Consider the following 26,532-nt stretch of genomic DNA (forward strand, 5'->3'; position numbering starts at 1 on the left):
GCGGGAGAGGCTCACCATGCGGGGAATGCGACTGGTTCGGTTCATCCTGACCCGACTGCTTCAGGCCATCCCCGTCGTGCTTGGCGTTGTGGTGCTGAATTTCCTGCTGCTGCAGCTGGCACCGGGCGATGCCGCCACGGTTCTCGCAGGCGAGGCCGGAGGCGCGCCGCCGGAATATGTCGAGCAGCTGCGCGCCCGTTTTGGCCTCGACAAGCCGGTACTGGTCCAGCTCGGGCTCTACCTCAAGAACATCGTCTTGCTGGATCTGGGGTTCTCGTTTCGCAACAATGCCCCGGTGCTGGAGCTGATCCTTGGCCGTCTCTGGCCAACCCTGCTCCTCATGGGGGCGACGCTCGTCATCTCTGTCGGCGGTGGCGTGATCCTCGGCGTGGTCGCCGCGCTCGGTGTCCGGACCTGGCGCGATCATCTGATCTCCATCGCCGCCGTCATCGCCTATGCCACGCCGCTCTTCTGGATCGGGCTCATGCTGATCCTGGTCTTTTCCATTCGCCTCAACTGGTTCCCGACCTCGGGCATGGAGGATGTGGTTGCGTTCCATGAAGGCTGGGCGCGCGTGGTCGACATTGCGCATCACCTTGTCCTGCCGACCATCACGCTGTCGCTGTTTTACCTCGCGCTCTACACGCGGCTGATGCGGGCGACGGTGCTTGAGCAAAGGGGCGCCGAATATGCCACCACGGCGCGGGCGAAGGGCCTCACTGAACGCGCTATTACCCTGCGCCACGTCTTGCGAAACGCCCTGCTTCCGGTGGTCACGATGGCCGGTGTTCAGGTCGGTGCCCTGCTGGGCGGTTCGGTCGTCGTTGAAACGGTGTTCGCCTGGCCTGGCCTTGGTCAGCTTGCCTACCAGTCGCTGTTCGCCCGCGACTTCAACCTGCTCCTGGGGATCTTCTTCCTCTCCGCCTGCCTCGTTGTGATCGTGAACATCATTGTCGACGTGATCTACGTCCTCCTTGATCCCCGGATCCGGGTCGGAGGACAGTCATGAGTACGTCGTTCTGGACGCGCTTCCTCGGGAATCCACGCGTCCTGCTGGGGTCGATCTGGCTGGTGCTCGTCGTGATCGGCGCCCTTGCGGCGCCGTTGATTGCGCCGCTCGACCCCTTCGCGATTTCCGGCCGTCCCTTCGTGCGTCCGCTCGACGGCTTCGTGTTCGGGACGGATTCGCTCGGCCGAAGTGTCTGGTCTGGTCTCGTTCATGGCGCACGCACGACCCTGCTCATCGCGGTCATCGCGACGCTGGCGGCCGTCGCCTTCGGTGGACTGCTCGGAGCCTTGTCCGGCTTCTATGCCGGGCGCGTCGACAACCTGCTGATGCGCCTCACCGAGTTTTTCCAGACGATCCCCTCCTTCATCTTCGCCATCCTGCTGGTCGCGGTTCTCTCTCCCTCGACCACCAGCGTCGTCGTGGCGATCGCGACTGTCAGTTGGCCGCCGATCGCGCGCATCGTGCGCGCGGAGGTCATGTCGCTGCGTTCACGGGAGTTCATTCAGGCGGCCATCACGCTGGGAGAGCGCGATGGCGTCATCCTGTTCCGGCAGATCCTCCCCAACGCCCTCTCGCCGCTGATCGTCACCGGTTCCCTTCTGGTTGCGACGGCCATCCTGACCGAATCCGCTCTCTCTTTTCTGGGCCTGGGCGCCCCCAATTTCATGAGCTGGGGCTTCATGATCGGGGCAGGGCGGAGCTTCCTGCGCGACTCGTGGTGGCTTGTCGCCATTCCCGGCATTGCGATCCTGCTGACGGTGCTCAGCATCAATCTGGTGGGTGAAGGCCTGAATGACGCCCTCAACCCGAGGCTGCGCACGCTATGACGGGATCCTTCATTGAAGCACCGGTGGCTGGCGCCACCGATCCTGTCCTGGAAATCCGCGATCTGTCCGTTGCTCTGCCGCCCTGGGCGGACCGGCCCCTGGCCGTGAAGTCCTTGTCGTTGACGGTCGGCCGGGGAGAAACGCTCTGCGTCGTCGGCGAATCCGGCTCCGGGAAATCCGTGATGGCGCGGTCGATTCTCCGAATCCTGCCCGAGCCGCAATTGCGGATCGCCAGCGGCCAGATCTTGCTCGATGGCGAGGATCTGGCCCAGGCCGAAGCGCGTCGCATGCGCCAGATCCGTGGCGGACAGATTGCCATGGTTTTCCAGGAACCCATGGTGTCCCTCAATCCGCTGATGACGGTGGGACGTCAGATCGACGAGATCCTCGAAGTTCATACCGATTGGAGGAAGGCCGAGCGTCGCCGGCGCGTCATCGCAACCTTCGACGATGTGCGGCTTCCGGATCCCAAGTCTATTGTCGACGCCTACCCGCATGAACTGTCGGGCGGCCAACGCCAACGCGTGATGATCGCGATGAGCCTCGTGCTCGAGCCCAAACTCATCGTCGCCGACGAACCGACGACCGCGCTGGATGTCACCACCGAAGCCCAGGTCCTGACCCTGCTCAAGGACCTGCAGACGAAGCACGGTACAGCGCTGATGTTCATCACCCACAATTTTGGCGTGGTGGCAGAGATCGCGGACCGCGTGGCCGTCATGCGGTTCGGCGAGCTGGTGGAATACGGGACCGTCGGCGAGGTCCTGAACAGGCCGCAACACCCCTATACGAAGGCCCTGATCGATGCCGTGCCGAGCCTGGTGCCGCGCAAGCGCCCGGTTCCCGCGGCGGATCTGCCTGCGGAGCCAATCCTGACCGTACGCGGGCTCGAGAAGACCTTTGGTCGGCCAAGTGTCGGCCTGCCATGGCTGACACGGCTCCTCCCCCTGATGGGGCAAGGCCGGCGTGCTGCGGTGAAGGCGGTCAACAAGGTCGATCTCGACATCCGTCGCGGCAGTGCGGTGGCTCTTGTCGGGGAATCCGGGTCGGGCAAGTCCACCCTGGCGCGCTGCCTCATCGGCCTCGAACAGGCCGATGCCGGTTCGGCCCTGGTCGGCGGAAACGAGATTGTCGGCATGAGCCGCAGCGCCTGGCGTCCGCTGCGATCGCGGGTCCAGATGGTGTTTCAGGATCCCTTTGCCTCGCTCAACCCACGCACGCGGGTCGGCGACATCATCGCCCGCGGTGCCATTCTCCAGGGCCAAAGCCCGGATGCTGCGATGGCACAGGCACAGCAACTGCTGGAACTGGTGGGGCTCGAGGCCAAGGCCGCCGACCGCTACCCGCATGAGTTCTCGGGCGGCCAGCGGCAGCGCATCGGAATTGCCAGGGCATTGGCGGTCAAGCCGGACATCCTGATTGCCGACGAGCCGGTTTCCGCCCTCGACGTTTCAGTTCAAAAGCAGGTCCTCGACCTGCTCGATGACCTCAGGCGTCAGTTTGGCCTGACGATGCTGTTCATCACCCACGATCTGCGCGTTGCCGCCCATGTGTGTGAGGAGATCGTGGTGCTGAAAAGCGGAGCGATCGTCGAGCGGGGCATGACGGCCGACATCTTCGCCAATCCCCAGCATGAGTACACGCGGACATTGCTCTCTTCCGTACCCGGCCGGAACTGGCAGCTGACGGGGCGGCGCGATCAGCCTCAGACCATCACGTGACCTGTGCACTGGCCGGCTCTCGCGCCTGTGGTGCTTGACGACATGACAGCCGTCATCAGCCTGGATGTCCGCCGCCCACATGTTCGGCAAAGGTGAGAAGCAGAGCGTCGCGTCCTGAGGTCGCGTCACGAAGCGTGGTGTAACCGGCGGCGGTCATTGAGCGGTCTTCGAACGGCGGAGAAGGCGCTGGCCACGGTGAACACGCGTTGCACCACGTCTCGGAAATTGCTCTGCATTGTTGTAGTCCGAGCGGCAAATAGTGCAGTTCCAGTGCCAAATGATGCTGGCCCAAATGACGGGCCCCCACATGAAGGCTGGTTTTGAGGAAAAAAAGAGCCCTTGGCGTTTTGCCGAGGCACCGATGATCGATTAGACAAGTCACTTCAAAAATATAATCTATCATATAGTTAAATTTATTTAGCCTTCCATTTCGCAGTAAAAATTTAGGTGCCGGCGCGCGCTCTAGTCACACGGGCCTCAACCTCCACTTGATATGAGGGCTGAGTAACATCTCTCGCTCAGGATTGTCTCATCGGGGTTTTTTGGCAGATGATGCCGCGGCATCGGCCTCGCACGAGGCGAATGTACCGCGGAGGTTGGCTAGGCTGACGGGTAAGCTGCCGCCAGCACTGATCCGGAGATCATCATGGCCGACACCCCCTCAGTTCTCAGCTTCGATGTCGTGGGGACGTTGATCGACTTCGAGACAGGCATGCTGAACTATCTAAGGCACGCCTGCCGCAACGAACTCGCCGCCATCGACGACGATATGTTTCTTGCCGCCTATCGCACTAGTCGAAAGAACCCCGACGTTATCAAGTATCCCGACGACCTTGTGCGGGTCTATTTCGAGCTGGCGCCGCACTTTGGCCTGCCGCAAGACAGCGCCATCGCCGAAGGCTTCCGTGCGTCGGTCAAGGATTGGCCTGCCTTTGCCGACTCCGTGGTCGCGCTGAAGCGTTTGAAGAGCCGCTGCAAGCTGGTTGCCATGACCAATGCCCAGCGCTGGGCACTCGACCATTTCGCCGCCACTCTGGGCGAGCCCTTCGACGACACCGTCACCGTCGACGAGGCGGGTTGCGAAAAGCCGGATCCGCGCTTCTTCGCCTTCACGTTGGGACGTCTGAGCCGTGATGGCCATGGCCTGCACGACGTGATGCACGTCGCGCAAAGCCAGTATCACGACATCGGCGTGGCCCGGCAACTCGGGTACACCGTCTGCTGGATCGAGCGCCGGGCCGGCAAGGCGGATTCCGGCGGTACGATCGATTCCACGCTCACGCAGCCGGACTACCGGTTCACCAGTTTGGCGGGTCTCGCCGACGCCTTCGAGGCCGGTGAGATCCGGATGAAATGACCGGCCGGTCTCAGGCCGACACCGTGTAGAACTTCACCACGGGGATCGTGTTCTTCCAGGCATAGGGAGCTCCCTGCGGCACGAACAGCGTGTCGCCAGCCCGGAAGCTGACTGTCGTGCCGTCGCGATGGGTGAGGGTCACTTCGCCCTCGATCAGGTGCATCAGCTCATGGATGCGGTGGGGCACGAAGGAGCGCTCGCACGGTGTCATGACGTCCCAGACGCCCGCTCGCATGGCGCCGGGCCCGGTGAACTGGTTGAGGGCATGGCAGGAGGGCTTCGGTCCGATGAGAACCTCCGCCGCCGGCCCGTTGGAGCCGGGGCGCGGCAGCGCCGGATCGAGGCGTACGAGCGCCGTGTCGCCCGCTGCGGGCCGTGCGGGTTCTGCCGTGAAAAACCAGACGGCTTCGTCCTCACCGGTGACCTCGCCCGAGAAGCCCGCCGGCATGACGAAGGCCGATCCGGCCGCGAAGGTCTCGCCACCGACGCTGATACGACCGCGGCCGACGACAGCGGCCTCGGACCGCCCTAGCCGGTCGACGTTCACCCGGCCCGACAGCGATACGGATCCGGCGAGAAATCCGGCGCTGTCCGCGAATGCGGTTCGCCGGGCCCCGGCAAAGGGATCCCCTGCAGCCGGTTCAACGATCGTGGCGGGGGCAAGCGGCACGCCGTCGCGGCCAAGGTGGAGGACATGCAGGGTCACGGGGGGCCTCGTCTCAAGGAGTGGGGGCGTCGCCGGCCGCCCATCGGGCGAGGCTGGCCATGGTCTCCCGGCCCTCGACCATCGCGACGACACGCTCGCCGATCAGGGGGCCGAATTTGAACATCTGACCGTCGCACTGGGTGATGACCAGGGTGCGGCCACGCTTGTCGAACAGGAACCGGCGGGACGGATCGAGCGCATAGTAGCCGACCTGCATGCGCAGCGGCCGATAGGCGTCGGGGTCCTTGAGATAGGGCCTGAACGCGCCGAGGATCACCGCGCTTTCGCTGGCGAGATCCGCCTCGAAACCGTCGATATCGGGCATGGCCTGCCGCCTGTGGGCGGAATAGCCGATCTTCAGCCCGGCCCCGCGCAGGTCGGGGAGCGTATAGCCCGTATGATCCCCGAGAACCGCGATCGCCGGTGCTCTCCGCCAGCTCTCGGCATAGGCCGGGGGCGGTTCGACATAGACCAGCGCCTGCCGGTAGACGGGAAGGCTGCCGAACCTGTCTGGCATCAGCCGCGGCAGCCAGGCGCCTGCCGCCACAAGGACGAAATCGCCGGTCCGCGTCGACCCATCGGCGAGAGTGACCCGTCCCTCTGCCTCGTCGAGACCGACGACGCGGGTGCCCGCCTCGATCCGCGCGCCTGCCGCCGTCAGCCAGCGGACCAGGTCGGTGATGATGTCGGCGGCGAAGAGCGGGCCGCCGGGGAAGGCCGTGACGCCCCAGGCGCCCCGCGGCAGCGTCAGGTGTGGGCAGAGCGCCTCGACCGCGTCCCGGTCGAGCACGTCATGCGGCAGGCCGATGGCGCGGAAGGTCGCGAGGGTCTTCGCGGCATAGTCGCCTGGTTCAAGCGAGATGGCGATGGCGCCGGTGCTCTCGAAATGGGTGGTCCCGAGGTCGGCCCAGAGCCGATCCCACGCGCCGAAGGCCTCCGTTACCATGCGCGTATAACCGGCGGCAGTGCCATAGGGGTAGCGGATCATCCGGTGGCGGTCGAACGAGGCCGATTGCGGATTGGGCACGGGACCCTGTTCCAGGATCGTCGCCTGGTGCCCGGCGAGCATGGCGGAACGGGCGACGGACAGGCCGACGATCCCGGCGCCGATGATGAGAAAATGCGCCATGCGGCGGCTCCGGACGGGGTCAGGCGGGCGCGCTGGCGAAGCGCGCGATGGAGAAGGGCTCGATCGGTGTGGTGGTCTGGCCTGTGCTGATCAGTTCGGCCATCACGTCGCCGACACCAGGGCCGAGCTGGAAGCCGTGCCCGCAGAAGCCGAAGGCGTAGTAGAGATCCGGCACCTTGGCCGAGGGCCCCATGATCGGAATATCATCCGGCAGGTAGCTTTCGACACCGCTCCACACCCGGATGATATTGAGCCGGGCGAGGGCCGGCACGACCCGCGTGATCTGCGTGAACTGCAGCAGCGTGTTCTCCGGCTTCACCGAGGCTCGCTGGGTGTCGGCGCTCGCCGGGCCCCGCGCCGCGCCGCCGATGACGATGTTGCCGCGCTTGACCTGGCGAAAATAGACGGTCTCCTCGAGCTTCGTCGTGGAGACGCCGAGGACCGGTTCCAGCGCATAGGGAATGGGCTCGGTGACCGCCATCTGCGGGCCGTGGGTGACGAGCGGAACCGGTTCCCCGAACTGCTCCGACAGCCGGTTGCCCCAGGCGCCCGCGGCGATCATCAATTGCTCCGCCCGGAACACCCGTCCATCAGCGGCTTCGACGCGAAACATCCCCGCATCGCGTTCGACTGCGACGATCTCCGTCCGCTCGAAGACCGACGCCCCCTCGCGCCGGGCCGCCCGACCGAACGCGGGTGCCGCAAGGCGCGGGTTGGCATGGCCGTCATGGGGTGCGTAGGAGCCGGCACGCACCTCGGGGCCGAGAAAGGGAAAGCGCTCCCTCAGCCGGTTGCCGCCGATGATCTGCAGATCCAGTCCGTAGGGCAGGGCGTCGCGCGCATAGGTCTCGATCCGCGCCGTCATCTCGTCGTCGTAGGTGACCCGCAGATGGCCTGAGGCGAGGAATTCGGCATCCTCGCCGATCAGCTCGTTGAGGCGGCCCCAGATGTCCCTGGAGCGATTGGCCAGCGGAAGCTGTGGCAGGAAGCGGCCCTGCCGCCGCACATTGCCGAAATTCGTGCCGCTCGCCTGTTGTCCGATCAGGGCCCGCTCGATCAGCGCCACCGACTTGCCGCGCCGGCGCAGAAAGAAGGCGGCGGCGGCCCCCATGATGCCGCCACCGACGACGATCACGTCCGTGCGGAACGGCTCGCTCATGGCGCGGCCCTCCGGGTGCGGATGGCGAGCGGCTTGACCGGCGCCTGTCCGCGCAGCCGCCCGACGACCGCCGGGGAGAGCTGTGTGGCGGCGGCGACGACCTCGGCCGCCGCATGGCCGCAATAGCGTCCCTGGCAGCGGCCCATGCCGACCCGGCTCAAAGCCTTGGCCCGGTTCATCTCGTCGGCCCCCTTGTCGTGAACGACGGCGCGCAGCTCTCCGGCGGTGATGCCTTCGCAGCGGCAGACCACCGTCTCCTCTGCGAGGCCCGCTGCCAGATGATGCGGCCACGGGAAGGCTTCGGAAATACCTGCGCGGAAGCGCTCCATGGCCCGGCGCTGCTGCCGCAGCCGCGAAATCTGCTCGGTGGGTGCCGAGCGTCCCCGGTCCGCCAGCACGGCGAGGGCGGCGAGCTGGCCGGCGATTTCGGCACCGTCGGCCCCCTGGATGCGAACGCCGTCTCCGGCGAGATAGATCCCGGGCACCGAACTGCGGCCGTCCTCGTCAATGACCGGCCAGAACTGCCGTGTCGCGGCATCAAAGGTAAAATCACAGCCGGCGAGATCCGCCAGCTGTGTTTCCGGGCGCAGGTGATAGCCCAGCGCCACGGCATCGCAGGCCAGCCGCAGGTCACGCCCTGAGACGAGCCGCACGCCGACGCCGCTGACACCGCCGTCCGCGTCACCGAAGATCTCGACCGGTGTCACGCCGCGACGAACCATGGTGCCGGCCAGGAGATGGCTGGCGGCAAGGCCCACGCCCTTGGCGAGCACGTCGGGACGGCTGACCAGTTTCGGAAGGGCCCTGATCTGGTGCCACAGGCGCGATGTGTCCAGAAGGGCGACGACTTGGGCTCCAGCCTTGCGATACTGCGCCGCCACGAGCTGCATCAGCGGCCCGGTGCCGAGGAAGACGACCCGCCGGCCGATGGCGCAGCCCTGGGATTTGAGGGCAATCTGCGCCGCGCCGAGGCTGTAGACGCCGGCATGTTGCCAGCCCTTGACCGGCATGAGCCGGTCGGTCGCACCGGCGGCGACGATCATGGCATCGAAGGGCAAGGCTTCCGCGCTGCCGTCGTGAACGACATGCAGGTGGCCATCGGCGACGTTCCACGCGAGATGACCCGGTCGGTAGTCGATCTTTGGTCGCAGATCGTCGAAGGTGGCATGCAGGGCTTCGGCGCGCGCGGCCTCGGTCCCGTAGAGCTCAGCGGATGAACGGGCGAAACCCTCCGGCTGGCGACGGTAGATCTGGCCGCCGTCACGGCGCCCCTCGTCGACGACCGTGGGACGGAGCCCGGCGGCGACGAGCGTTTCTGCGGCCCGGACACCGGCCGGGCCGGCGCCAACGATGATCACACGCGGTTCGGCCATGGCATGTCCGGAGGTTGGGTCAGAACGGAGAGGCCGGCCCGGACGGGCGTGTCACAGGCCCGCAGGCGATCGCCGTCATGGGTCCACATCCAGCAATCCTGGCATGCCGCCATGAGACAGAAGCCGGCGCGCGCCTCCGGGCCGAATTCCGAGTGCCGCAGGTGCCCCGCGCGGGTCAGGACGGCGACGAGCAGGCTGTCCCCCTCCAGGGCCTCGACTGAGGCTCCGTCGACGGCGATCGTCACGGTCGGCCTGTCGGTCTCGGCCAGTCGCACGAAGCGCGGCTGCAACGGGCTCATGGGGCGGCTGTTCCTCTCATGGGCGGCTTATGAAGTTGCCACCAGACGACGGTAGGACGAACCGGGTGAGCGATGGTTTCGGCGCACGGCGACGCGGCGGACGACTTTGCCGAATTGGACTTGCTGGCGGCATGTTCTGCGGTTCGTCGCGGACCTATCCTGCATGCGGAAAGAGGCGGTCGATGGGGTAGTGCGCTTTGACGAAGGGCGATTTTATGACGATGTAACTGAAGTATTTTTCGATTCCGACCCCCCGCTCAAGTAGATTCTCCATAATGTCTTGGTAATTGTTGACCCCTTTTGTGACAAACTTGAGAAGATAGTCATAGCCTCCGCTGACCAGATGGCATTCGAGGATCTCCGGGATGTTGCGGATAGCGCCCTCGAAGCGGGCAAAGTCGTCATATCGGTGGTCCGACAATGTCACTTCCGTAAAGACGAAGAGGACGTCACCGAGCTTGCGCAGCTGAATCTGCGCGCCGTAGCCCACGATATAGCCCGACGTCTCCAGCCGCTTGACCCGCGTCAGGCAGGGACTCGGCGACAGCCCGACCGCATCGGCCAGTTCCACATTGGTGATACGTCCATTTTTCTGGAGCTCTGCCAGTATCTTGAGATCAATTCGGTCCAGCTTCGACGATGTCGACATCGTCACCTACCCTTCGAAAGCAGGGTGTTGATTTTGGGTGCAGCATAAAATGCTGCGACCATCCTGCGCCCGGTCGTCGGCCGCGGCAAGAGCAGAGTACCTTTCATCCCCGGATCGCGGCGCGGATGTCCGGCTCGGCCAGGGTGTCGTCAAGAGTCTTGCGCAGGCGCCCCAGCAGCAGGTCCATTTCCTCCGGCGTACAGGACAGGGCCGGCGCGAGACCGATGGTGCCATCCGGGAAGGCACGGAAGATGATGCCGTTTCGATAGCCATGGGACGCGAGCTTTTCGGCGAGCTTCGCATCGGCGGCAAAGGCGGTCTTGCGCTGCTTGTCGCTGACCAGTTCAAGCGCTCCCAGCATTCCGCGGGCGCGGGACTCGCCGACCAGCGGGTGTGCGGCAAGTCGGCTCAAGCCGAACTCGAACTGGCGCCCGACGATCTGGCCGTTGGCGAGGATGCCGCTCTCATAGAGGCGGATGACCTCCAGTCCGACAGCCGCGCTCACCGGATGCCCGGAATAGGTATAGCCGTGGCCGATCGTCGTCTCGGGGGGAGCGCCGTCGGCAATGCCCGCATAAACCTCTTCCGAGAGCAGGACTGCGCCCATCGGCACGTAGCCGGCCGTCAGGCCCTTGGCGATGGTCATCACATCAGGCGTCACGCCTTCCCCGTCGCAGGCGAACATCGGCCCGGTGCGACCGAAGCCTGTGATCACCTCGTCCGCCAGGAACAGGATGTCGAGTTCGCGCGCCGTCTCGCGCATCGCCCTCAGCCAGCCGACCGGGGGGACGATGACGCCTCCCGACCCCTGGATGGGCTCGCAGAAGAACGCAGCGACATTGTCCGCTCCCAGTTCCTCGACCTTCGTTCTCAGCGCCGCGACGCTCGATGCGATGACGGAGGCGTCATCGGCGCCGGCGGGATTGCGATAGGGGTAGGGGGAGGGGATGTGATGCTGATTGGCTTGTGGCAGGTCGAAATTGCGGTGGAAGACCGCCAGGGCCGTCATGCCGGCGCCGGTCGACGAGGATCCGTGATAACCCTTCTCAAGCGCGATGAACTGCTTCTTGGAAGGGCGGCCGGTTGCGTTGTGGTAGTGGGTGATCAGACGAATGGCGCTGTCGACCGCGTCAGATCCGCCCTGGCTGAAGAACACCCGCGACAGTCCCGGCGGTGATATTTCGGCGAGCTTGGCCGCCAGGCGGATCGCCGGTTCTGAGGCGAAGCCGAAATAGCCGGTCGCATAGGGGAGCTTGCGCATCTGGGCGGCCGCAGCCTCGACGACGCTCTCGTGGCCGTAGCCGATATTGACACACCAGAGCCCGGCGAAGGCGTCGATCAGTTCGTGTCCGGTCGAATCGCGCAGGAACATGCCCCGTGCGCTTTCGAGAACGGTGGCGCCCTTCGCCTCATGCGCCCGATAGGCACTGACGGGATGGACATAGTGCTCGCGGTCGAGCGCGATGAGAGAATTGGCGAGCATCGGCATCCTCCTCGGAAACTGTTCCGATGATGGTCGCGGGTCGGCGGTCATTTGCTGTCGAACCGAAGGGCGCGCCCGGCGGCGCATATCGTTGTTCGGCATGGCGCGGCAGAAAGTACCGTCGCCGCTCAGCCGAGCGCCTGACTGACCAGTCCGAAGGTCCGGTACGGTCCGGGCGTCGGTAGCGCCGCGCCGCGCACCATGGTCAGCACCGGACTGACGCGTGCCAGTCCCAGGCCGTCGAGCCAGTCGGACAGACCGGATTCGCCGGGGACGTCGACCCTCAGGAACATCCCGGCATTGAGGCCGACCCAATGGGCGATGAGCGCCCTTGCCGCTGCTGTGTCACGGGCGGCGACCGGCCCGATGACGTGGCCGCGGCCGAAACGGCGGAAAAAGGCGAAGCCGACGGTCTCGCCGCCGTCGTCCAGCACGACGGCGTCACCCTGGCTCATCATTTCGGCGATCACCTTCTCGCGCCGCGCGCCAAGAGCCATCGCGTCGAGCGTGATGAGGCGCTCGGCATCGTTGCGACCGAGCGGCCGGATGCGCTCTCCCGCGCGCAACGCGACCAGCGGCGCGCCGAACGCGGCGCCCTGATGCTGGATGATGGTGCTGGCGCCGCTAAAGCCCAGTTGCCGGTAAAGCGTCTCGCCGGCATCGGTCGCGTTCAGGATGATGCAGGGCTCCTCCAGCCGATCAATGACCGCCTTCATCATCCGTCGCCCGATCCCCGCCCGCTGGATGGTCGGGTCGACGATCACCAGCCCGATGCGGGCCTGCCGGCCCTCATAGCGCCACCACATGGCGGTGCCCACCATCCGGTCGCCGGAATAGGCGGCGAGACCCTCGCCGACCGTCAGCGCGAATTGCCAGTCCTCCAGCCGATGCGGCCAGCCGACGGTGCGGGACAGCGCGTGGGCGACCGCCAGATCGCTCTCGCTCATCGGGCACAGGTCGAACTGAATAGCGGGTTGGCTGTCGCTCAACGGCTTCGCTCCCTCGTGTGGCATCCCGTCTGCCTCAGCGTGCATCCGGGTCCGGGCCATGGTGCCCCTGTCGGTGTCGGGGCGAGCAGTCTAGGCGCAGCGGGGAAGAATTTTGTCGCGTTTGCCAGCCCGCAAACGGTGCATTCCACGGCGCGGCCGCCCCGCCTCCGTCTGATCCGGCAGGGAGAAGTCTTCTAGCATGGGCGCATCGGCTTCGGGCCGGTCGCCACGTGGAGGGGTGCCATGGCAGGATTCGACCCCGATGCGGTGAATGTGCCCCCGGGCCACTTCATCGATGCCGTGCATCGCGGCGGCCGCACCGGGCTGCCCGTCGTCCGGCCGTCCGACGGCAGGATCTACGCCACGCTGCCGGATGGCGATGCCGCGCTGGTGGACGAGGCGGTGACCAGCGCCCGGCGGGCCTTCACCACCTCGGGGTGGCCGCAACTGGCCCCGCGCGCCCGCGCGCGAATCCTGAACCTTTGGGCCGACGCCATCGCGGCGGACGCTTCCGCCCTCGCCCGGCTTGAGGCCGTCGGCTCGACCCGCCCGATCCGCGATGTTCTGGCCTGGGACATTCCCTACACTGTCGACGTCATCCGCTTCTTCGCCGAACTCTGCGACAAGGATGGTGGTGCGGTCGCGGCGACGGCGTCCGACCATCTCGGCCTGATGATCCACGAGCCCTTCGGCGTCGTCGGGGCCATCGCCCCGTGGAACTTCCCGCTCGTCATGGCGATATGGAAACTGGCGCCGGCTCTCGCCGCGGGCAATGCCGTCGTGCTGAAGCCTTCGGAGATGACGCCCTTCAGCGTGGTCCGGCTCGCCGAACTTGCCGTGGGGGCGGGCCTGCCGCCTGGCCTGTTCAACGTGGTCCAGGGGCGCGGTGCGACAGTCGGCGAGGCCATCTGCCAGCATCCCCTCGTCGGCAAGGTCAGCTTTACCGGCTCCACGCGCACGGGCGCGCGCATCATGGCCAATTGCGCCCTCCATGGCACCAAGCCGGTCACCCTGGAGCTGGGCGGCAAGAGCCCGCAGGTCGTCTTCGCCGATGTCGCTGATCCCGCAGTGACGGCCGTCACGGTGGCGCGGGCGATCGCCGGCAATGCCGGGCAGGTCTGCGTCGCTGGATCCCGGCTCATCGTCGAGGAGCGTTTGGCGGCCGAGATGACGGAACGGATCGCCGCCCATTTCGCGACCCTTGTCGCCGGCCCGACCTGGGACGCGGACACGACCCTGCCGCCGATCATCTCCGAAGGCCAGTGTGGTCGCATCGAGTCCCTGGTCGGCGAGGCCTTGACGGCGGGCGGCCGGCTGCTGGCGGGCGGCCATCGCCTGCGCCAGCCGCAGGACGGCGCCTTCTTCGCGCCGACGATGATCGATCGATTACCTGCTGACGCCGACATCCTGCGCGAGGAGGTTTTCGGGCCGGTCCTCACCGTCCAGACCTTCCGCGACGAGGCCGAGGCGTTCGCGCTCGCCGGGCACCCTACCTATGGCCTGGCGGCAGGCATCCACACCGCCAATCTCGACCGCGCCATGCGGGCGATCCGCGCCATAGAGGCCGGTACAATCTGGGTCAACCGCTACGGGCGCTCCTCCGACCACATCATTCCCACCGGTGGCTTCGGGCAGTCGGGAATTGGCAAGGATCTCGGCCGACAGGCCTTCGATGCCAACCGCCGGACCAAGTCCGTCCTTATGGCCTTCTCGGCCTGAGCACCTACAGAAAACTGCCGGGCGGCGCCCGTACAACAGCAGAATCTGCCATGTGGCCCATGCAAAGCTTCCGTGAAATCCAGCCGGGTCATGCCAGCCTTGATGACACGGCACGAGCTCGGAATGCAGGGGATCAAGACGCGCCATGACCGCCTTCCGGCCCAAATTCATCACCTTCGACTGCTACGGGACGCTGACCCGGTTTCGCATGAGCGAGATGGCCCGCGAAATGTTCGCCGACCGGGTTCCTGCCGATCGGATTGATGATTTCATTCGCGATTTTTCGACCTATCGCCTCGACGAAATTCTCGGCCCCTGGAAGCCCTACCGGGATGTCCTGGTGAATGCCATCCAGCGCACGGGCAAGCTTTGGGGGTTCCCGGTGTCCGAGGCAGAGGGCGAGAAATTCTATCTCGCGGTGCCGACCTGGGGACCGCATGCCGATGTCCCGGCCGGGCTCTCCAAGGTTGCCGCCAAGATTCCCCTGGTCATTCTGTCCAACGCCTCGAATGACCAGATCCAGCACAATGTCGACAAGCTCGGCGCGCCCTTTCATGCCGTCTACACGGCGCAGATGGCGCAGGCCTACAAGCCGCGCATGCAGGCCTTCGAGTTCATGCTCGACCAGCTCGGCTGCTCGCCCGAGCACATTCTCCATGTCTCATCGTCCTATCGCTACGACCTGATGACGGCCCATGACATGCGCTTCGGCATGCGCGCCTTCGTCAACCGCCAGCACGAGCCGCTGACGCCCTATTACGGTGCGCACGAGATCGCCGATATCGGCGGGCTCGCCGGTCTGGTCGGACTGTGAGGTTGGCGATGACCGGACGCCTACCGACACGGACCAGGTCATCATGAACCCCGCCTCCTATTGGCTCGACACGGCACTGCCCTTCAACGGTTCCTCGCCAGAGCCCGTCTCCGGTCGCTTTGACGTGGTCGTCATCGGCGGGGGCTTCACCGGTCTTTCCGCCGCCAGGACCCTGGCGCGGCTCGGCGTCTCGGTCGCGCTGCTCGAGGCCGGAAGGGTCGCCTCGGAGGCCTCGGGGCGCAATGGCGGGCACTGCAACAACGGCCTTGCCCACGATTTCTCGGCAACGGCCGCGGCGCATGGCATCGATCGGGCGCGGGAAATGTACCGCGCCTTCGATGCCGGTGTGGACCTTGTGGAGGAGATCGTCCGCAGTGAGGAGATCGACTGCCATTTCGTCCGCTCGGGCAAGCTCAAGCTGGCGGCGAAACCGGCGCATTTCGATTCCATGCGCCGGGCGCGCGACGTCCTGGCGCGCGAGGTCGACGACGACACTGCGATCATCGAGCGTGGTGACCTGAGAACCGAGATCGGCAGTGACGGTTATCATGGCGGACTTCTCTACCGCCGGTCGGCCATGCTGCATGTCGGCAAGTTCGGCCAGGGGCTGGCAGGTGTGGCGGCGCGCGCCGGTGCGACCATCTTCGAGGATGCGGCCGTGACCGCGATCGAGGAACTGGCCGGGCAGTACCGTATCGGCACGATCCGCGGCACCGTTGTCGCCGACAAGGTGATCCTCGCCACCGGCGCGAGCCAGCACGGTCCTTTCAGCTGGTTCCGCCGCCGCCTCGTCCCCATCGGCAGCTTCATCATCGTCACCGAGCCCCTCGGCGAGAACCTTGCCCGCGACATCATGCCGGGCGGGCGCACCTGCACCACCACGCAGAACATCGGCAACTACTTCCGTCTCACACCCGACAATCGCCTCGTCTGGGGTGGTCGGGCACGGTTCGCCATGTCCAGCCCGAGGTCTGACCTCAAGAGCGGCGAGATCCTGCAAAGGCAGTTGCGGGCTGTCTTCCCGCAGATTGCAGATTGCCGCATCGACTATTGCTGGGGCGGCCTCGTCGACATGACGCAGGATCGACTGCCGCGCTCCGGCACCCATCGCGGCATGCATTTCGCCATGGGCTTCTCGGGTCACGGCGTCCAGATGTCGACCTATATGGGCGACCTCATGGCCCGCGAAGCCATCGGGCAGGATGTGGCCAACCCTTGGCGCGACCTCGATTGGTCCGCCGTTCCGTTCCACTTCGGCAAGCCGTGGTTCCTGCCCTTCGTGGGGCTGTACTACCGCGCCAAGGATCGCTGGTCCTGAGCCAGGGAGGGAGGTGGCAACGACGGCCTGAGACGGCAAAACGGCAAGATCCCCATCGGCGAGAGAGGGCAAAGGCTCCGCGCCGCCGGGGGACGATCCAGAGATCTGCAGAGTGACGACCACCAAGACCAGGGGAACTCAACAATGACCGGACAGTCCTTCGATCCGCTTTCGCTCCTGTCGCTGACGGAGCGCCAACGCCTCATGCAGGCCGTGCGCACCGGCGCCTCTCGCCGCGACGTCCTCGCCCTTCTCGGTGCGATCGGCATCGGTGCCGGCTTCGGCGGGAGCCTGATCGGCGCCGCCACGACGGCCCATGCCCAGACCCCGAAAAAGGGCGGCAAGATCCGTGTTGCCGGTTTTGGTACATCGACCGCGGATACGCTCGATCCCGCAAAGCAGTCCTATTCGACGGACTATTGCCGTTGTTCGATGTTCTACAACGGCCTCGTCGACCTCGATGCCACGCTGACGCCGCAGATGTCGCTGGCGGAATCCATGACCAGCGACAAGGCGACGGTCTGGACCATCAAGCTGCGCAAGGGGGTGCAGTTCCACGACGGCAAGGAGTTCAAGGCCGAAGACGTCGTCTTCTCCCTGCAGCGCCATCTCGATCCGGCAACGGGGTCGCGGGCCCGCGCCCTCGCCGCCCAGATGAAGGAGATCGTCGCCTCCGGCACCCATGAGGTGACGATCACACTGACCGGTCCCAATGCTGATTTCCCCGTCGTGCTCGGTACGCATCACTTCCTGATCGCTGCGGCCGGTACGACCGACTTTACCAAGGGAATCGGCACCGGCCCCTACAAGTGCAAGGAGTTCACGCCCGGCGTGCGGTCCATCGCCGTGCGCAACGAGAACTACTGGAAGCAGGGCGGCGGACCCTATGTCGATGAGATCGAGTTCTTCGGCATTCCCGACGTCGGAGCCCGCGTCAACGCGCTGATGGCCGGCGATGTCCATCTGATCGGCAACGTAAACCCGGCCTCGGCCCGTCTGGTTCTCGCGCGCAATGATCTGGCGATCATGGAGACCAAGTCAGGCAATTATACCAATCTGGTCATGCGCCTTGACCAGTCGCCTGGCAACAACGCCGATTTCGTCCTCGGCATGAAGCTGCTGATGAACCGCAACGTCATTCGTCGCAACGTCTTCCAGAACTATGCGGAGGTGGCGAACGACCAGCCGATCCCGCCGATGAACCGCTACCATGCGAAAGACATTCCGCAGCGTCCCTTTGATCCGGAAAAGGCCAAGTTCCATCTGAACAAGGCCGGGGCGATCGGCTCGACCATTCCCGTGGTTACCTCCGTCGCCGCGACCGGTTCGGTCGAGATGGGCTTGCTGCTGCAGCAGGCGGCCCAGGCCATCGGTGTCAAGATCGACCTGAAGCAGGTGCCGGCCGACGGCTACTGGTCAAATTTCTGGATGAAGGTTCCGGTTGGCTATGGAAACATCAACCCGCGCCCCTCGGCCGATGTGCTATTCAGCCTGTTCTTCGCCTCCACGGCGGCCTGGAACGAGAGCGGCTGGAAGAACGAGAAGTTCGACCAGTTGCTGCTGGCCGCACGCGCCGAGACGGACGGGGCCAAGCGCAAGCAGATGTACACCGACATGCAGGTGATGGTGCACGAGAGCTCCGGCATCGGCATTCCAGTCTTCATCAGCGGTCTCGACGCCCATTCGGCCAAGCTGAAAGGCTTGACGCCGATGGGAACGGGCTCGCTCATGGGCTTCGCCTTCGCCGAGCATGTCTGGCTCGACGCCTGATCCAGTCATGGCGCCTCCGCTTCGCGGGGGCGCCTCTCGAGAGGATGAAAGGAGCAGGCGATGAGGGCGACGATAGGCTGGCTTCTGCTGAGCCGCTTCCTGCTGTCGCTGGCAACGCTCCTCTTCGTCGCCACGGCGGTCTTCGTCATCACCAATCTACTGCCGGGTGACGTTGCGCAGGAACTGCTTGGCTAGGCCGCGACGCCCGAGGCGGTCGCCGGCCTGCGCAAGGCGCTAGGCCTCGATGTGCCGCCCTTCCAGCGCTATCTCGCCTGGCTCGGAAAGCTGATGACCGGCGATGCCGGCCTGTCTCTGGTCAACGGCCAGCCGGTCGCTGCGCTCATCGGGTCGCGTCTGGGCAACTCCCTCATTCTCGCCGGTGTGACTGCGCTCGTCGCTGTTCCGCTCGCATTGACGCTCGGGATCACCTCAGCGGTCTGGCGGGGGTCCCTCTACGACCGGGTGGTAGGGGCTTCGACGGTGATGGTCGTCTCGGTACCGGAGTTCCTGGTGGCATCGGCGGCGGTTCTGATCTTCGCGGTTCACCTGCAATGGGTGCCGGCGCTGTCCCAGCTCGGCCGGATCAATGGCCTCTTCGATGCCATCCGCGTTTTCGCGCTGCCGGTCATGACGCTGACCTTTGTCGTCGTCGCCCAGATGGCGCGCATGACCCGCGCCGCTCTCGTCGACGTACTGTCGTCGTCCTATGTTGAGATGGCGCGTCTGAAGGGCGCCAGCCAAATGCGCATCGTCTTGTGGCATGCCTTGCCCAATGCCATCGGGCCCATCGCCAATGCGATCGCCTTCTCGCTGTCCTTCCTGCTCGGCGGGGTCATCATCGTAGAGACCATCTTCAACTATCCGGGCATCGCCAAGCTGATGGTCGACGGCGTGTCGACGCGCGACCTGCCGCTGGTCCAGGCCTGCGCCATGCTGTTCTGTGCCGCCTATCTCGTCCTCGTCACCGCAGCCGACGTGGCCGCCATCCTCGCCAATCCACGTCTGAGGCAGGGCTGAGCATGGCCGCCATCGCCGACAGTCGCCCCCGCCGACGACGTAACCTCACCCGCATCATCGCTCCGCTGGTCGTCCTCGTCTGGCTGCTCGTCGCGGTCTTCGGCCCGGCGATTTCCCCATATGATCCCGCTGGCATCCAAGACGCCGACTTGTTCGAGGGCTTCAGCGCCAAGTTTCTCCTGGGGACAGATTTTTTTGGCCGCGACATGCTCTCCCGCATCATTGCCGGCACTCGCCTGACTCTCGGGATAGCGATTGTCGCGACGAGTCTGGCGGTCACGACCGGCCTGATGCTCGGCCTTGCTGCCTCGGCGATCGGCGGCTTCTTCGACTCCGCCCTCAGCCGCTTTCTCGATGCGCTGATTTCCATTCCCTCGAAGATGTTCGGTCTCGTCGTCGTCACAGCCGTCGGCTCGTCGGTGCCGGTGCTGATCTTGACGCTCGCGATCATCTATGTGCCGGGCTGCTACCGCATTGTCCGGTCCGTGGCGGTGAATGTCGCGGCCCTCGATTTTGTCGTGGCTGCGCGCGCACGCGGGGAGGGCACGTTCTACATCATGACCAGGGAGATCCTGCCCAACATGGTGAGCCCGGTCCTCGCCGATTTCGGCCTGCGCTTCATCTATGTCGTGCTGCTGCTGTCGAGCCTCAGCTTCCTCGGCCTCGGGGTGCAGCCCCCGCAGGCCGACTGGGGCTCGCTGGTGCGCGAGAACATCAGTGGCCTTGCCTACGGCGCTCCCGCCGTCGTCTTGCCGGCGCTCGCCATTGCCTCCCTGACCATCGCCGTGAACCTGTCGATCGATTCCTTCTTCAGCGGCCGCGTGCGCGAGGGAGTGCATTGAGGTGACAGCCCTCGTCAGCATTCAGGACCTGTGGGTGACGGCGCGCGGCGCCAACGGGACGGAGACCGAGATCGTCAAGGGCGTCAGCCTCGAGGTCGCGCGTGGCGAGGTGCTCGGGCTCATCGGCGAGTCGGGCTCTGGCAAGACGACGATCGCGCTCGCCACCATGGGATACGCCCGCTACGGCTGCCGCATATCAGGCGGCACGATCCGGGTCGGCGAGGCAGAGATCACGGCGCTGGGCGAGAAGGCCTTGCGGGCGATCCGCGGCCGGCGCATCGCCTATATTGCCCAGAGCGCGGCGGCCTCCTTCAATCCCTCCCGCACGATCATGGCGCAGGTCATCGAAAGCGCGCTGATCCACGGCACCGCCAGCGAAGCCGAGGCGCGCGCCAAGGCCGTCGACCTGTTCCGCGCCCTCGCCATTCCCGCGCCGGACACCATCGGCAACCGCTATCCGCATCAGGTCTCCGGTGGCCAGTTGCAGCGCCTCATGGCGGCCATGGCACTGATCACGGACCCCGATGTCGTCATCTTCGACGAGCCGACGACGGCGCTGGACGTGACGACGCAGATCGAGGTGCTCAAGGCCTTCAAGGCGGCGATCCGCGACCGGACGACCACCGGCATCTATGTCACCCACGATCTCGCGGTCATCGCCCAGATTGCCGATCGCATCGTCGTGCTCCGCAACGGCGAGGTCCGCGAGACCGGGCCGATCGATGACCTGCTGAAGCAGCCGAAGAACGACTACACCAGAAGCCTTCTCGCCGCCGCCGAGCCGGCGCCGCGGCTGCGGGACGAGGATGCCAAGTCCAAGGAGCCGCCACTTCTCACCGTAGCTGGGCTGACGGCCGGCTATGGCGGCCTGACAGACACAGGGGAGCCGCGCATCCCGATCCTCAAGGACGTCGCTCTGACGATCGCGCGCGGTGCCTCGCTCGGCATCATCGGCGAGTCCGGTTGCGGCAAGTCGACCCTTGCCCGTGTCATCGCCGGCCTCGCCCCGCAAACTCGCGGCACCGTGGTGCTGGCGGGCGAAACCCTGCCGCCGGCCCTCGCCCAGCGCAGCAAGGATCAACTCCGGCGCATTCAGCTGGTCTTCCAGTCGGCGGACACAGCCCTCAATCCGACCATGTCGATCGAGGAGATCATCGGGCGTCCGCTGACCTTCTATTTCGGGCTACGCGGCGAGGAGCGCCGCGCCCAGGTCCGCCGGATGCTGGATCTCACACACCTGCCCTCCGATGTTCTGGGCCGACGTCCAGGTGACCTGTCCGGCGGCCAGAAGCAGCGCGTCAACCTCGCCCGGGCGCTGGCAGCCAAACCCGACGTGCTGCTCTGCGATGAGGTTACCTCTGCGCTCGACACGGTGGTGGCGGCCGCCATCCTCGACCTCATCGTGGAACTGCGACGCGAACTCGGCCTGACGACCATGTTCATCAGCCATGACCTCAAGACGGTCCGAGCCATCTGCGACGACGTCCTCGTGCTCTATGCCGGCCGGCAGGTCGAGACCATGGGCGCCGCAGCGATCCCCGAGACGGATCATCACCCCTATACCCGGCTACTGCTGGCGTCGGTTCCTGCCCTGCGGCGGGGATGGCTGGAGGAAGAGGCCCTGGCCGCGCGCGAAGGCAAGGTCGACCTCTCCCTGGCCGAGGGCTGCGTCTTCCATCCCCGCTGCCCCGACCGGATCGCGGGCACCTGCGAGATCGGCCAGCCGCCGATCCGCACAACGGCGGCGGGCGGGGTGATCGCCTGCCACCTTCCGGCAGGTTGAGGGTCAGGCCGACAGGCCGTAGCGTTGCGTCAGGTCGGCGAAGATCGCCCGCATCTGGTCCGACACGGGTGAAGCCTGTGATGACGCTGCCACCGCCGCGAAGACGCGGTGTTTCAGGAAGAAGCGCCAGGTCACGGGCTGCCGGGCCAGGAAAGCGGTCAGCAGATCGTAGCGCTCGCGTGTCCAGATCGTTTCGAAAGCGATGCGCTCGGGGCTGAACACGACGGCCTCTTCCGGTGGCGCGACCCGGGAACTGCGGATCGCCGTCGTGGCTGCGACATCGACCGCCCGGTCCGCGATGACCACGCCATAATCGCTACGGGCACTCTCCCGGGAGACAGCGCCGCGGACGACGTCGGTCAGCACCTCTTCAGGGGGGCGTCGGAAGGGGGCGCCCCATCCACCGGCCCCCGGTCCGACGACCCGGATGACGTCGCCCGGTGCGCAGGCGACGAGATCAGTGTTGCCGAGCGAAACCGCGTCCGCGCGGCCCGGATTGCGCAGGAACAGCGAGATCCGGCCCGGCGATCCGCCGCGCAGGCCCCAGCTCCCCATCACCGAGCGGTTGCGGTTTCGGGCCGTGACGACCGTCTCGGGGGCGGCCACCTCGAATTCCATGACCGCGGAGAGGCCACCGCGATAGCGCCCCGGGGCACCGGTATCGGGCTCGAGGCCGTAGCGCAGGAAGCGGATTGGCACCTCCGCCTCGCTGATCTCGATCGGCGTGTTGCGGAGAAAGCCGGTCGCTCCGCCAGCGCCGTCCGAGCCGTCGGCGAAGGGCGTCGCCCCGCCGCCGCCGCCGACCGGACCGATCGAGGCCATGACCGGGCGTCCGGCACGTCCCTGCGTCTTGATGTTCATGATGGCATTGCCGCCCGGAGAGGCGGTCGGAATGAGATCGGGCAGCGCCTGGGCGAAGGCGCCGACGGTGACGATCTGCGTCATGGCGCAGGTCAGGGAGCGCATGCCGACAGCGGCCGGCTTCTGGCAGTTGACGACGCTGCCCTCGGGAAGGATCGCGCGTGCCGGGCGCAGCGTCCCGGCATTCAGCAGGAGGCTGTTGTCCAGCGTCCACAGCACATAGGTCAGCCCCACCATCACGAGCGGGTGTCGCTCGCGGTCGCCGGTCGGCATGTTGAGGGATGAACCGAGCTGGGGGTCGGAGCCGGTGTAGTCGAGCACGACCTCGTCGCCGCGCACCGACAGCGTCAGCGCCACCCGGCACGGTTGGCCGCCGACCGAATCCTCGTCCGCATAATCGGCGAAGAAATAGTCGCCGTCCGGGATCCGCCGGATGATGGCGCGGGCCTGGCGATCGGCATAGTCCAGGATGGCGTCGACACCCGCCATGAACCCCTCGAATCCGAAGCGGCCAACAATCTCGGCCATCTTCCGTTCGCCGACATTGACCGAGGCGATCTGGGCCTGGATGTCACCGATGTTCTGGTCGGGTGCGCGCACGTTGGAGCGGATCGCAGCGAGGACGAAGGTGTTCAGCTGGCCGTTCTCGACCAGCTTGACCGGGGGGATGCGCAGGCCCTCCTGCTCGATCTCGGTCAGCGAGCGCGACAGCGAGGCCGGGACGGCGCCGCCGACATCCGTGTTGTGGATATGGCCGACGACGAAACAGGCGAGGCGCCCCGCGTGGAAGACCGGCTTCCAGATGTGGATGTCCGGCGTATGGGTGGCGACATGGCCCTCGTAGACATCGTTGGTGATGCAGATGTCGCCGTCGCGATAGGTCTCGAAACAGGCGAGGAGCGGGCCGTAGTCGATCCCTGAATACCAGGGGGCGCCGAAGCTGCGGGGGTTGGCAAAGGCGAGGCCCTCGCGGCTGACGACCTGACAGGAGAAATCCTCGGTCTCCTTCACGAAGGCAGAATGGGCTGTACGCATCAGCGTAAAGGCCATGGCATCGGCAGCCGCGGCGCAGAAATTGGCGAAGACCTTCAGATGGCGAGGATCGAAGGCCATCAGCGCCGGTCCCTGGTGATGACGAGATTGCCGAAGCGGTCGACCTCTGTGGCGAAACCGGGAGGTATCACGGTCGTCGTGTCGTCCTGCGCGATGATGGCAGGGCTCGGCAGGCGATGTCCGGGCCTGATGTCGCCCCGGACGAAGACCGGAACCTGGTGGGGTCGGCCGTCAAAATGCGCGGCGACCGTCAGGGTCGGCTGGAGCGGACCGGTCGCGCCATCCGGCTTGACCAGGGAAGGCTTGGGAGTCGCTGCCATGATGACGACCCGCAGATTGACGACCTGCACGGCGCCTTCTGTGTCGGCATGCCCATAGATCCGCGCATGTTCGCCATGGAAGGCAGAGCGCAACGTGTCGAGGTCAGGAAAATCCACCCAAGTGGATTCAATGGGCGTCTCGATCTCGAAGCTTTGACCGGCGTAGCGCATGTCAGCCGACAGGCGAAGTGCACCTGGTCCCTGGTGGCCCTGCTGTTCCAGCCAGGCCCTGGCCCGCCCGACCAGAGTGCCGAAGACCCCGGCAACCTCCTCCATCGCCTCCGCCGTCGCCTCGCGGTAGAGCGTGGCGATGAAGTCGTTCTTCAGGTCGGCGATGAGCCCGCCAAAGGCCGAGACCACGCCGGGCGCCGGTGGCACGACAATGCCCTTGAGATCCAGTTCGCGGGCCAGGAAACAGGCAAGCACGGGACCGGCGCCGCCGAAGGCGAAGAGATGAAACTCGCGCGGATCGATGGCAAAGCGCGAGATCAAACCCGAGACCTCGGCGAACATACCGGACACGGCGATGGCAAGGACATCCGCAGCGACCAATTCGACCGGAGAGTCCAGCCGCTCCGCCAGTGGCGCGAAGGCGGCGCGGGCTGCCGCATGGTCGACGCTGACCGCCCCATAGCCGAGCGGGAGATGACCGATCAGGTTCTGCACGGCCATGGCATCCGTGATGGTGGGGGCCACCCCGCCGCGGCCATAGCAGGCCGGGCCCGGTGTCGAGCCGGCGCTCTTCGGCCCGACCTGGAGCACGCCGTGGCCGTCGAGGCGCTGAACCGCATGCGTGAACGCGGTCAGGCCATCACCGTCCGGATGGCAGGTAAACCTTGCGCAAGGGGCTCTTTACTCAACATTTGATCCGGGCGACAAAGCCGAGCGGGTGCATCATGAAGGCCATGCCGGTTATGTTTCGGCTCTTCGTGGCGATGGCGGCCTGCGGGCTTCTGGTCCCCGTGGCGCGATCCCAGGGCCAGGACGCGCTTCTCGCGCCCTGCATCGACCCGCACCGTCAGGCGTCCGAGCGAGCGAGGTTGTGTCGGGCGCTTGGCGAAGCGGTCGGATCAGGCCCGGCGCTTAGGCACAGTGCCCAGGAGGCGCAGGCCAGGGCTCTGATGGAGATGGCCGACTGGAGCGGCCTTTGGCGCTCGCCGCCCAACTGCTAGATGTGGATTCTGAGGAGGTTGTTCATCGCCCGTGAGGGCCTGAATTGGTCGTTGCGATACGAAGCACCGCAGGGCACGAGGATGAACAATCCCGACAAGAATGCGCGAGCGACACCGCTTGGTCGAGCCGAGATGATCATGGCGCGTTGAGGGGTTCAGGGACGGCAGAGCAGATGGGGAAGGGCGTCCCTGACCTGCGCCTCGATATCCTTGAGGCTCTTGGCTGTTTCATAGGAGAGGCCCGACAGCGGAAATGATTTCGCTGTGTAGGCGTCAGCCATATCGCGATAGGCCACCGAGGCCGCCTTGAACGCGTCCGTCATGCGTTTGACTTCGAGGCATGCGGCAGTCGCCGGCAATCTTGTCCGATAGGCCAGCATCTCGAAGTAGGTGACGAAATCGACCGATGAAGTGAGGGCTCCCTGTTCGATCCGAACCGGCAGGGCAAAGATGTCCTGGTCGATCATCATGCCGGTCTCGGCCAGCAGCAACGTGCGGACCGGCGGGATCAACGCGTGGCGGGCCGGGTCTTCGGCACGCGTCTCGACCATGTGGGCCGTCAGCTTGGCGTCTCCCAGCATCAGCTCCTGGCTGGCCAGCAGGGTGAGCTTCAACGTCATGCTCCCCTCGTGCGTCTCGGGAACAGCGGCTGGCTCGGGTCTTGCAGCCATTGCATCGATCGCGGTCAAGATCGGCGTGAAATCCCGCCGGACAATGGCGATGGGCACCCCGAGCTTCAGCGCGTCAATCGTCGGCGATGGGGAATAATCAAGGCGGAGGGTATGAAGCCACACTGGCGCTGACAGCCGATTCGGCAGAAATTCCCGATCCATCAGGATTGGCGTCAGCGTTGGCAGTGCGGGTCTGCCGGAGCCCGGACGGCCATGACCCCGCATGACGACGCGCACGTTAGGCGCGATCCAGTAGGTTCCTGCAATGGGCTCGCCCGCTGCGTCGAAGACGATGGCATAGGAGCCAGCCGAGCCCGTCGCCCATGCGGGCTGCGGATCGCTGAAGAGAATGTGGCAAAGCGCAAGCGCAAGCTTGATCGCCACCTGCCACAAAGAGCATGTCCAGTCGTCCCGCGTATTCTGCTTCTTCCGGGTTGCCGGCGGCGGACAAGCCCTCCACGCATCGTTCGGTCGCTGCTGTCCCTGTCGCA

At 65.8% G+C, this 26,532-nt stretch carries 21 protein-coding genes and 1 pseudogene; 11 read left to right on the forward strand and 11 right to left on the reverse strand.

Going from position 1 to position 26,532, the window contains the following annotated elements; all coding sequences use genetic code 11:
- Positions 1-16: 16 nt before the first annotated feature.
- From Q8O26_RS14305 to Q8O26_RS14320, 4 genes are all read left to right on the forward strand, one after another.
- Positions 17-1,009: an ABC transporter permease gene (locus tag Q8O26_RS14305; RefSeq protein WP_305576723.1), complete on the forward strand. Its 993-nt coding sequence runs from the start codon at positions 17-19 to the stop codon at positions 1,007-1,009.
- Positions 1,006-1,836: an ABC transporter permease gene (locus tag Q8O26_RS14310; RefSeq protein ID WP_305576725.1), complete on the forward strand. Its 831-nt coding sequence runs from the start codon at positions 1,006-1,008 to the stop codon at positions 1,834-1,836. The genes Q8O26_RS14305 and Q8O26_RS14310 overlap by 4 nt, the downstream gene beginning before the upstream one ends.
- Positions 1,833-3,557: an ABC transporter ATP-binding protein gene (locus Q8O26_RS14315; RefSeq protein ID WP_305576727.1), complete on the forward strand. Its 1,725-nt coding sequence runs from the start codon at positions 1,833-1,835 to the stop codon at positions 3,555-3,557. The genes Q8O26_RS14310 and Q8O26_RS14315 overlap by 4 nt, the downstream gene beginning before the upstream one ends.
- A 646-nt stretch (positions 3,558-4,203) precedes the next feature.
- Positions 4,204-4,914: an HAD-IA family hydrolase gene (locus Q8O26_RS14320; RefSeq protein ID WP_305576729.1), complete on the forward strand. Its 711-nt coding sequence runs from the start codon at positions 4,204-4,206 to the stop codon at positions 4,912-4,914.
- A 10-nt stretch (positions 4,915-4,924) separates the two neighbouring features.
- Here the strand turns inward: Q8O26_RS14320 and Q8O26_RS14325 are convergent, their stop codons facing one another.
- The 8 genes from Q8O26_RS14325 to Q8O26_RS14360 all read right to left on the reverse strand — a co-directional run bounded on the left by Q8O26_RS14325 (position 4,925) and on the right by Q8O26_RS14360 (position 12,701).
- Positions 4,925-5,620 (reverse strand): cupin domain-containing protein, encoded by a 696-nt coding sequence (locus Q8O26_RS14325; RefSeq protein ID WP_305576731.1) that lies wholly within the window; start codon positions 5,618-5,620, stop codon positions 4,925-4,927.
- A 13-nt stretch (positions 5,621-5,633) separates the two neighbouring features.
- Positions 5,634-6,749, reverse strand: coding sequence for an FAD-binding oxidoreductase (locus Q8O26_RS14330; RefSeq protein WP_305576733.1), 1,116 nt, complete (start codon positions 6,747-6,749; stop codon positions 5,634-5,636).
- Positions 6,750-6,768: 19 nt separating this feature from the next.
- Complete coding sequence (locus Q8O26_RS14335; protein ID WP_305576735.1) at positions 6,769-7,908, reverse strand: FAD-binding oxidoreductase; 1,140 nt, start codon at positions 7,906-7,908, stop codon at positions 6,769-6,771.
- Positions 7,905-9,281, reverse strand: a complete 1,377-nt coding sequence (locus Q8O26_RS14340) for an NAD(P)/FAD-dependent oxidoreductase (RefSeq protein WP_305576737.1) — start codon at positions 9,279-9,281, stop codon at positions 7,905-7,907. The genes Q8O26_RS14335 and Q8O26_RS14340 overlap by 4 nt, the downstream gene beginning before the upstream one ends.
- Positions 9,263-9,580 carry a (2Fe-2S)-binding protein gene (locus tag Q8O26_RS14345; protein ID WP_305576739.1) on the reverse strand — a complete coding sequence of 106 codons (318 nt, stop codon included), beginning with the start codon at positions 9,578-9,580 and terminating at the stop codon, positions 9,263-9,265. The genes Q8O26_RS14340 and Q8O26_RS14345 overlap by 19 nt, the downstream gene beginning before the upstream one ends.
- A gap of 154 nt (positions 9,581-9,734) precedes the next feature.
- Positions 9,735-10,229, reverse strand: a complete 495-nt coding sequence (locus Q8O26_RS14350) for an Lrp/AsnC family transcriptional regulator (protein ID WP_305576741.1) — start codon at positions 10,227-10,229, stop codon at positions 9,735-9,737.
- A 103-nt stretch (positions 10,230-10,332) separates the two neighbouring features.
- Positions 10,333-11,712: an aminotransferase class III-fold pyridoxal phosphate-dependent enzyme gene (locus Q8O26_RS14355; protein ID WP_305576742.1), complete on the reverse strand. Its 1,380-nt coding sequence runs from the start codon at positions 11,710-11,712 to the stop codon at positions 10,333-10,335.
- A 128-nt stretch (positions 11,713-11,840) separates the two neighbouring features.
- The gene (locus tag Q8O26_RS14360) at positions 11,841-12,701 is read right to left on the reverse strand and encodes a GNAT family N-acetyltransferase (protein WP_305576743.1); all 861 of its coding nucleotides are present in this window, start codon (positions 12,699-12,701) and stop codon (positions 11,841-11,843) included.
- A gap of 243 nt (positions 12,702-12,944) precedes the next feature.
- Between Q8O26_RS14360 and Q8O26_RS14365 the strand changes: the two genes are divergently transcribed.
- The 7 genes and pseudogenes from Q8O26_RS14365 (at position 12,945) to Q8O26_RS14395 (ending at position 21,964) form a co-directional block, all read left to right on the forward strand.
- Positions 12,945-14,420 (forward strand): aldehyde dehydrogenase, encoded by a 1,476-nt coding sequence (locus tag Q8O26_RS14365; RefSeq protein WP_305576744.1) that lies wholly within the window; start codon positions 12,945-12,947, stop codon positions 14,418-14,420.
- A gap of 145 nt (positions 14,421-14,565) precedes the next feature.
- Entirely contained in the window at positions 14,566-15,234 is a 669-nt protein-coding gene (locus Q8O26_RS14370) for a haloacid dehalogenase type II (protein ID WP_305576745.1), read from the forward strand.
- A gap of 43 nt (positions 15,235-15,277) precedes the next feature.
- Complete coding sequence (locus tag Q8O26_RS14375; protein ID WP_305576746.1) at positions 15,278-16,552, forward strand: FAD-binding oxidoreductase; 1,275 nt, start codon at positions 15,278-15,280, stop codon at positions 16,550-16,552.
- 144 nt (positions 16,553-16,696) lie between these two features.
- Complete coding sequence (locus Q8O26_RS14380) at positions 16,697-18,322, forward strand: ABC transporter substrate-binding protein (protein ID WP_371134571.1); 1,626 nt, start codon at positions 16,697-16,699, stop codon at positions 18,320-18,322.
- A 60-nt stretch (positions 18,323-18,382) separates the two neighbouring features.
- A pseudogene (locus Q8O26_RS14385) lies at positions 18,383-19,339 on the forward strand (ABC transporter permease).
- A 2-nt stretch (positions 19,340-19,341) separates the two neighbouring features.
- The gene (locus tag Q8O26_RS14390; protein WP_305576747.1) at positions 19,342-20,181 is read left to right on the forward strand and encodes an ABC transporter permease; all 840 of its coding nucleotides are present in this window, start codon (positions 19,342-19,344) and stop codon (positions 20,179-20,181) included.
- A 1-nt stretch (position 20,182) separates the two neighbouring features.
- Entirely contained in the window at positions 20,183-21,964 is a 1,782-nt protein-coding gene (locus Q8O26_RS14395; protein ID WP_305576749.1) for an ABC transporter ATP-binding protein, read from the forward strand.
- Between the two features lie 3 nt (positions 21,965-21,967).
- Here the strand turns inward: Q8O26_RS14395 and Q8O26_RS14400 are convergent, their stop codons facing one another.
- From Q8O26_RS14400 to Q8O26_RS14410, 3 genes are all read right to left on the reverse strand, one after another.
- The gene (locus tag Q8O26_RS14400) at positions 21,968-23,938 is read right to left on the reverse strand and encodes a hydantoinase B/oxoprolinase family protein (RefSeq protein WP_305576751.1); all 1,971 of its coding nucleotides are present in this window, start codon (positions 23,936-23,938) and stop codon (positions 21,968-21,970) included.
- Entirely contained in the window at positions 23,938-25,005 is a 1,068-nt protein-coding gene (locus Q8O26_RS14405) for a hydantoinase/oxoprolinase family protein (RefSeq protein ID WP_305576781.1), read from the reverse strand. Before Q8O26_RS14405 ends, Q8O26_RS14400 begins: the two co-directional genes overlap by 1 nt.
- 520 nt (positions 25,006-25,525) lie before the next feature.
- Entirely contained in the window at positions 25,526-26,434 is a 909-nt protein-coding gene (locus tag Q8O26_RS14410; RefSeq protein WP_305576753.1) for a hypothetical protein, read from the reverse strand.
- Between the last annotated feature and the right edge of the window lie 98 nt (positions 26,435-26,532).

The organism is Phreatobacter sp. (assembly GCF_030691135.1).
Lineage (GTDB): Bacteria > Pseudomonadota > Alphaproteobacteria > Rhizobiales > Phreatobacteraceae > Phreatobacter.

Bases quoted from the DNA above. Each gene is read 5' to 3' on its own strand.
- Q8O26_RS14305 (WP_305576723.1), top strand. From the start codon at position 17: ATGCGGGGAATGCGACTGGTTCGGTTCATCCTGACCCGACTGCTTCAG.
- Q8O26_RS14310 (WP_305576725.1), top strand. From the start codon at position 1,006: ATGAGTACGTCGTTCTGGACGCGCTTCCTCGGGAATCCACGCGTCCTG.
- Q8O26_RS14315 (WP_305576727.1), top strand. From the start codon at position 1,833: ATGACGGGATCCTTCATTGAAGCACCGGTGGCTGGCGCCACCGATCCT.
- Q8O26_RS14320 (WP_305576729.1), top strand. From the start codon at position 4,204: ATGGCCGACACCCCCTCAGTTCTCAGCTTCGATGTCGTGGGGACGTTG.
- Q8O26_RS14330 (WP_305576733.1), bottom strand. From the start codon at position 6,749: ATGGCGCATTTTCTCATCATCGGCGCCGGGATCGTCGGCCTGTCCGTC.
- Q8O26_RS14335 (WP_305576735.1), bottom strand. From the start codon at position 7,908: ATGAGCGAGCCGTTCCGCACGGACGTGATCGTCGTCGGTGGCGGCATC.
- Q8O26_RS14340 (WP_305576737.1), bottom strand. From the start codon at position 9,281: ATGGCCGAACCGCGTGTGATCATCGTTGGCGCCGGCCCGGCCGGTGTC.
- Q8O26_RS14345 (WP_305576739.1), bottom strand. From the start codon at position 9,580: ATGAGCCCGTTGCAGCCGCGCTTCGTGCGACTGGCCGAGACCGACAGG.
- Q8O26_RS14350 (WP_305576741.1), bottom strand. From the start codon at position 10,229: ATGTCGACATCGTCGAAGCTGGACCGAATTGATCTCAAGATACTGGCA.
- Q8O26_RS14355 (WP_305576742.1), bottom strand. From the start codon at position 11,712: ATGCTCGCCAATTCTCTCATCGCGCTCGACCGCGAGCACTATGTCCAT.
- Q8O26_RS14365 (WP_305576744.1), top strand. From the start codon at position 12,945: ATGGCAGGATTCGACCCCGATGCGGTGAATGTGCCCCCGGGCCACTTC.
- Q8O26_RS14370 (WP_305576745.1), top strand. From the start codon at position 14,566: ATGACCGCCTTCCGGCCCAAATTCATCACCTTCGACTGCTACGGGACG.
- Q8O26_RS14375 (WP_305576746.1), top strand. From the start codon at position 15,278: ATGAACCCCGCCTCCTATTGGCTCGACACGGCACTGCCCTTCAACGGT.
- Q8O26_RS14380 (WP_371134571.1), top strand. From the start codon at position 16,697: ATGACCGGACAGTCCTTCGATCCGCTTTCGCTCCTGTCGCTGACGGAG.
- Q8O26_RS14390 (WP_305576747.1), top strand. From the start codon at position 19,342: ATGGCCGCCATCGCCGACAGTCGCCCCCGCCGACGACGTAACCTCACC.
- Q8O26_RS14400 (WP_305576751.1), bottom strand. From the start codon at position 23,938: ATGGCCTTCGATCCTCGCCATCTGAAGGTCTTCGCCAATTTCTGCGCC.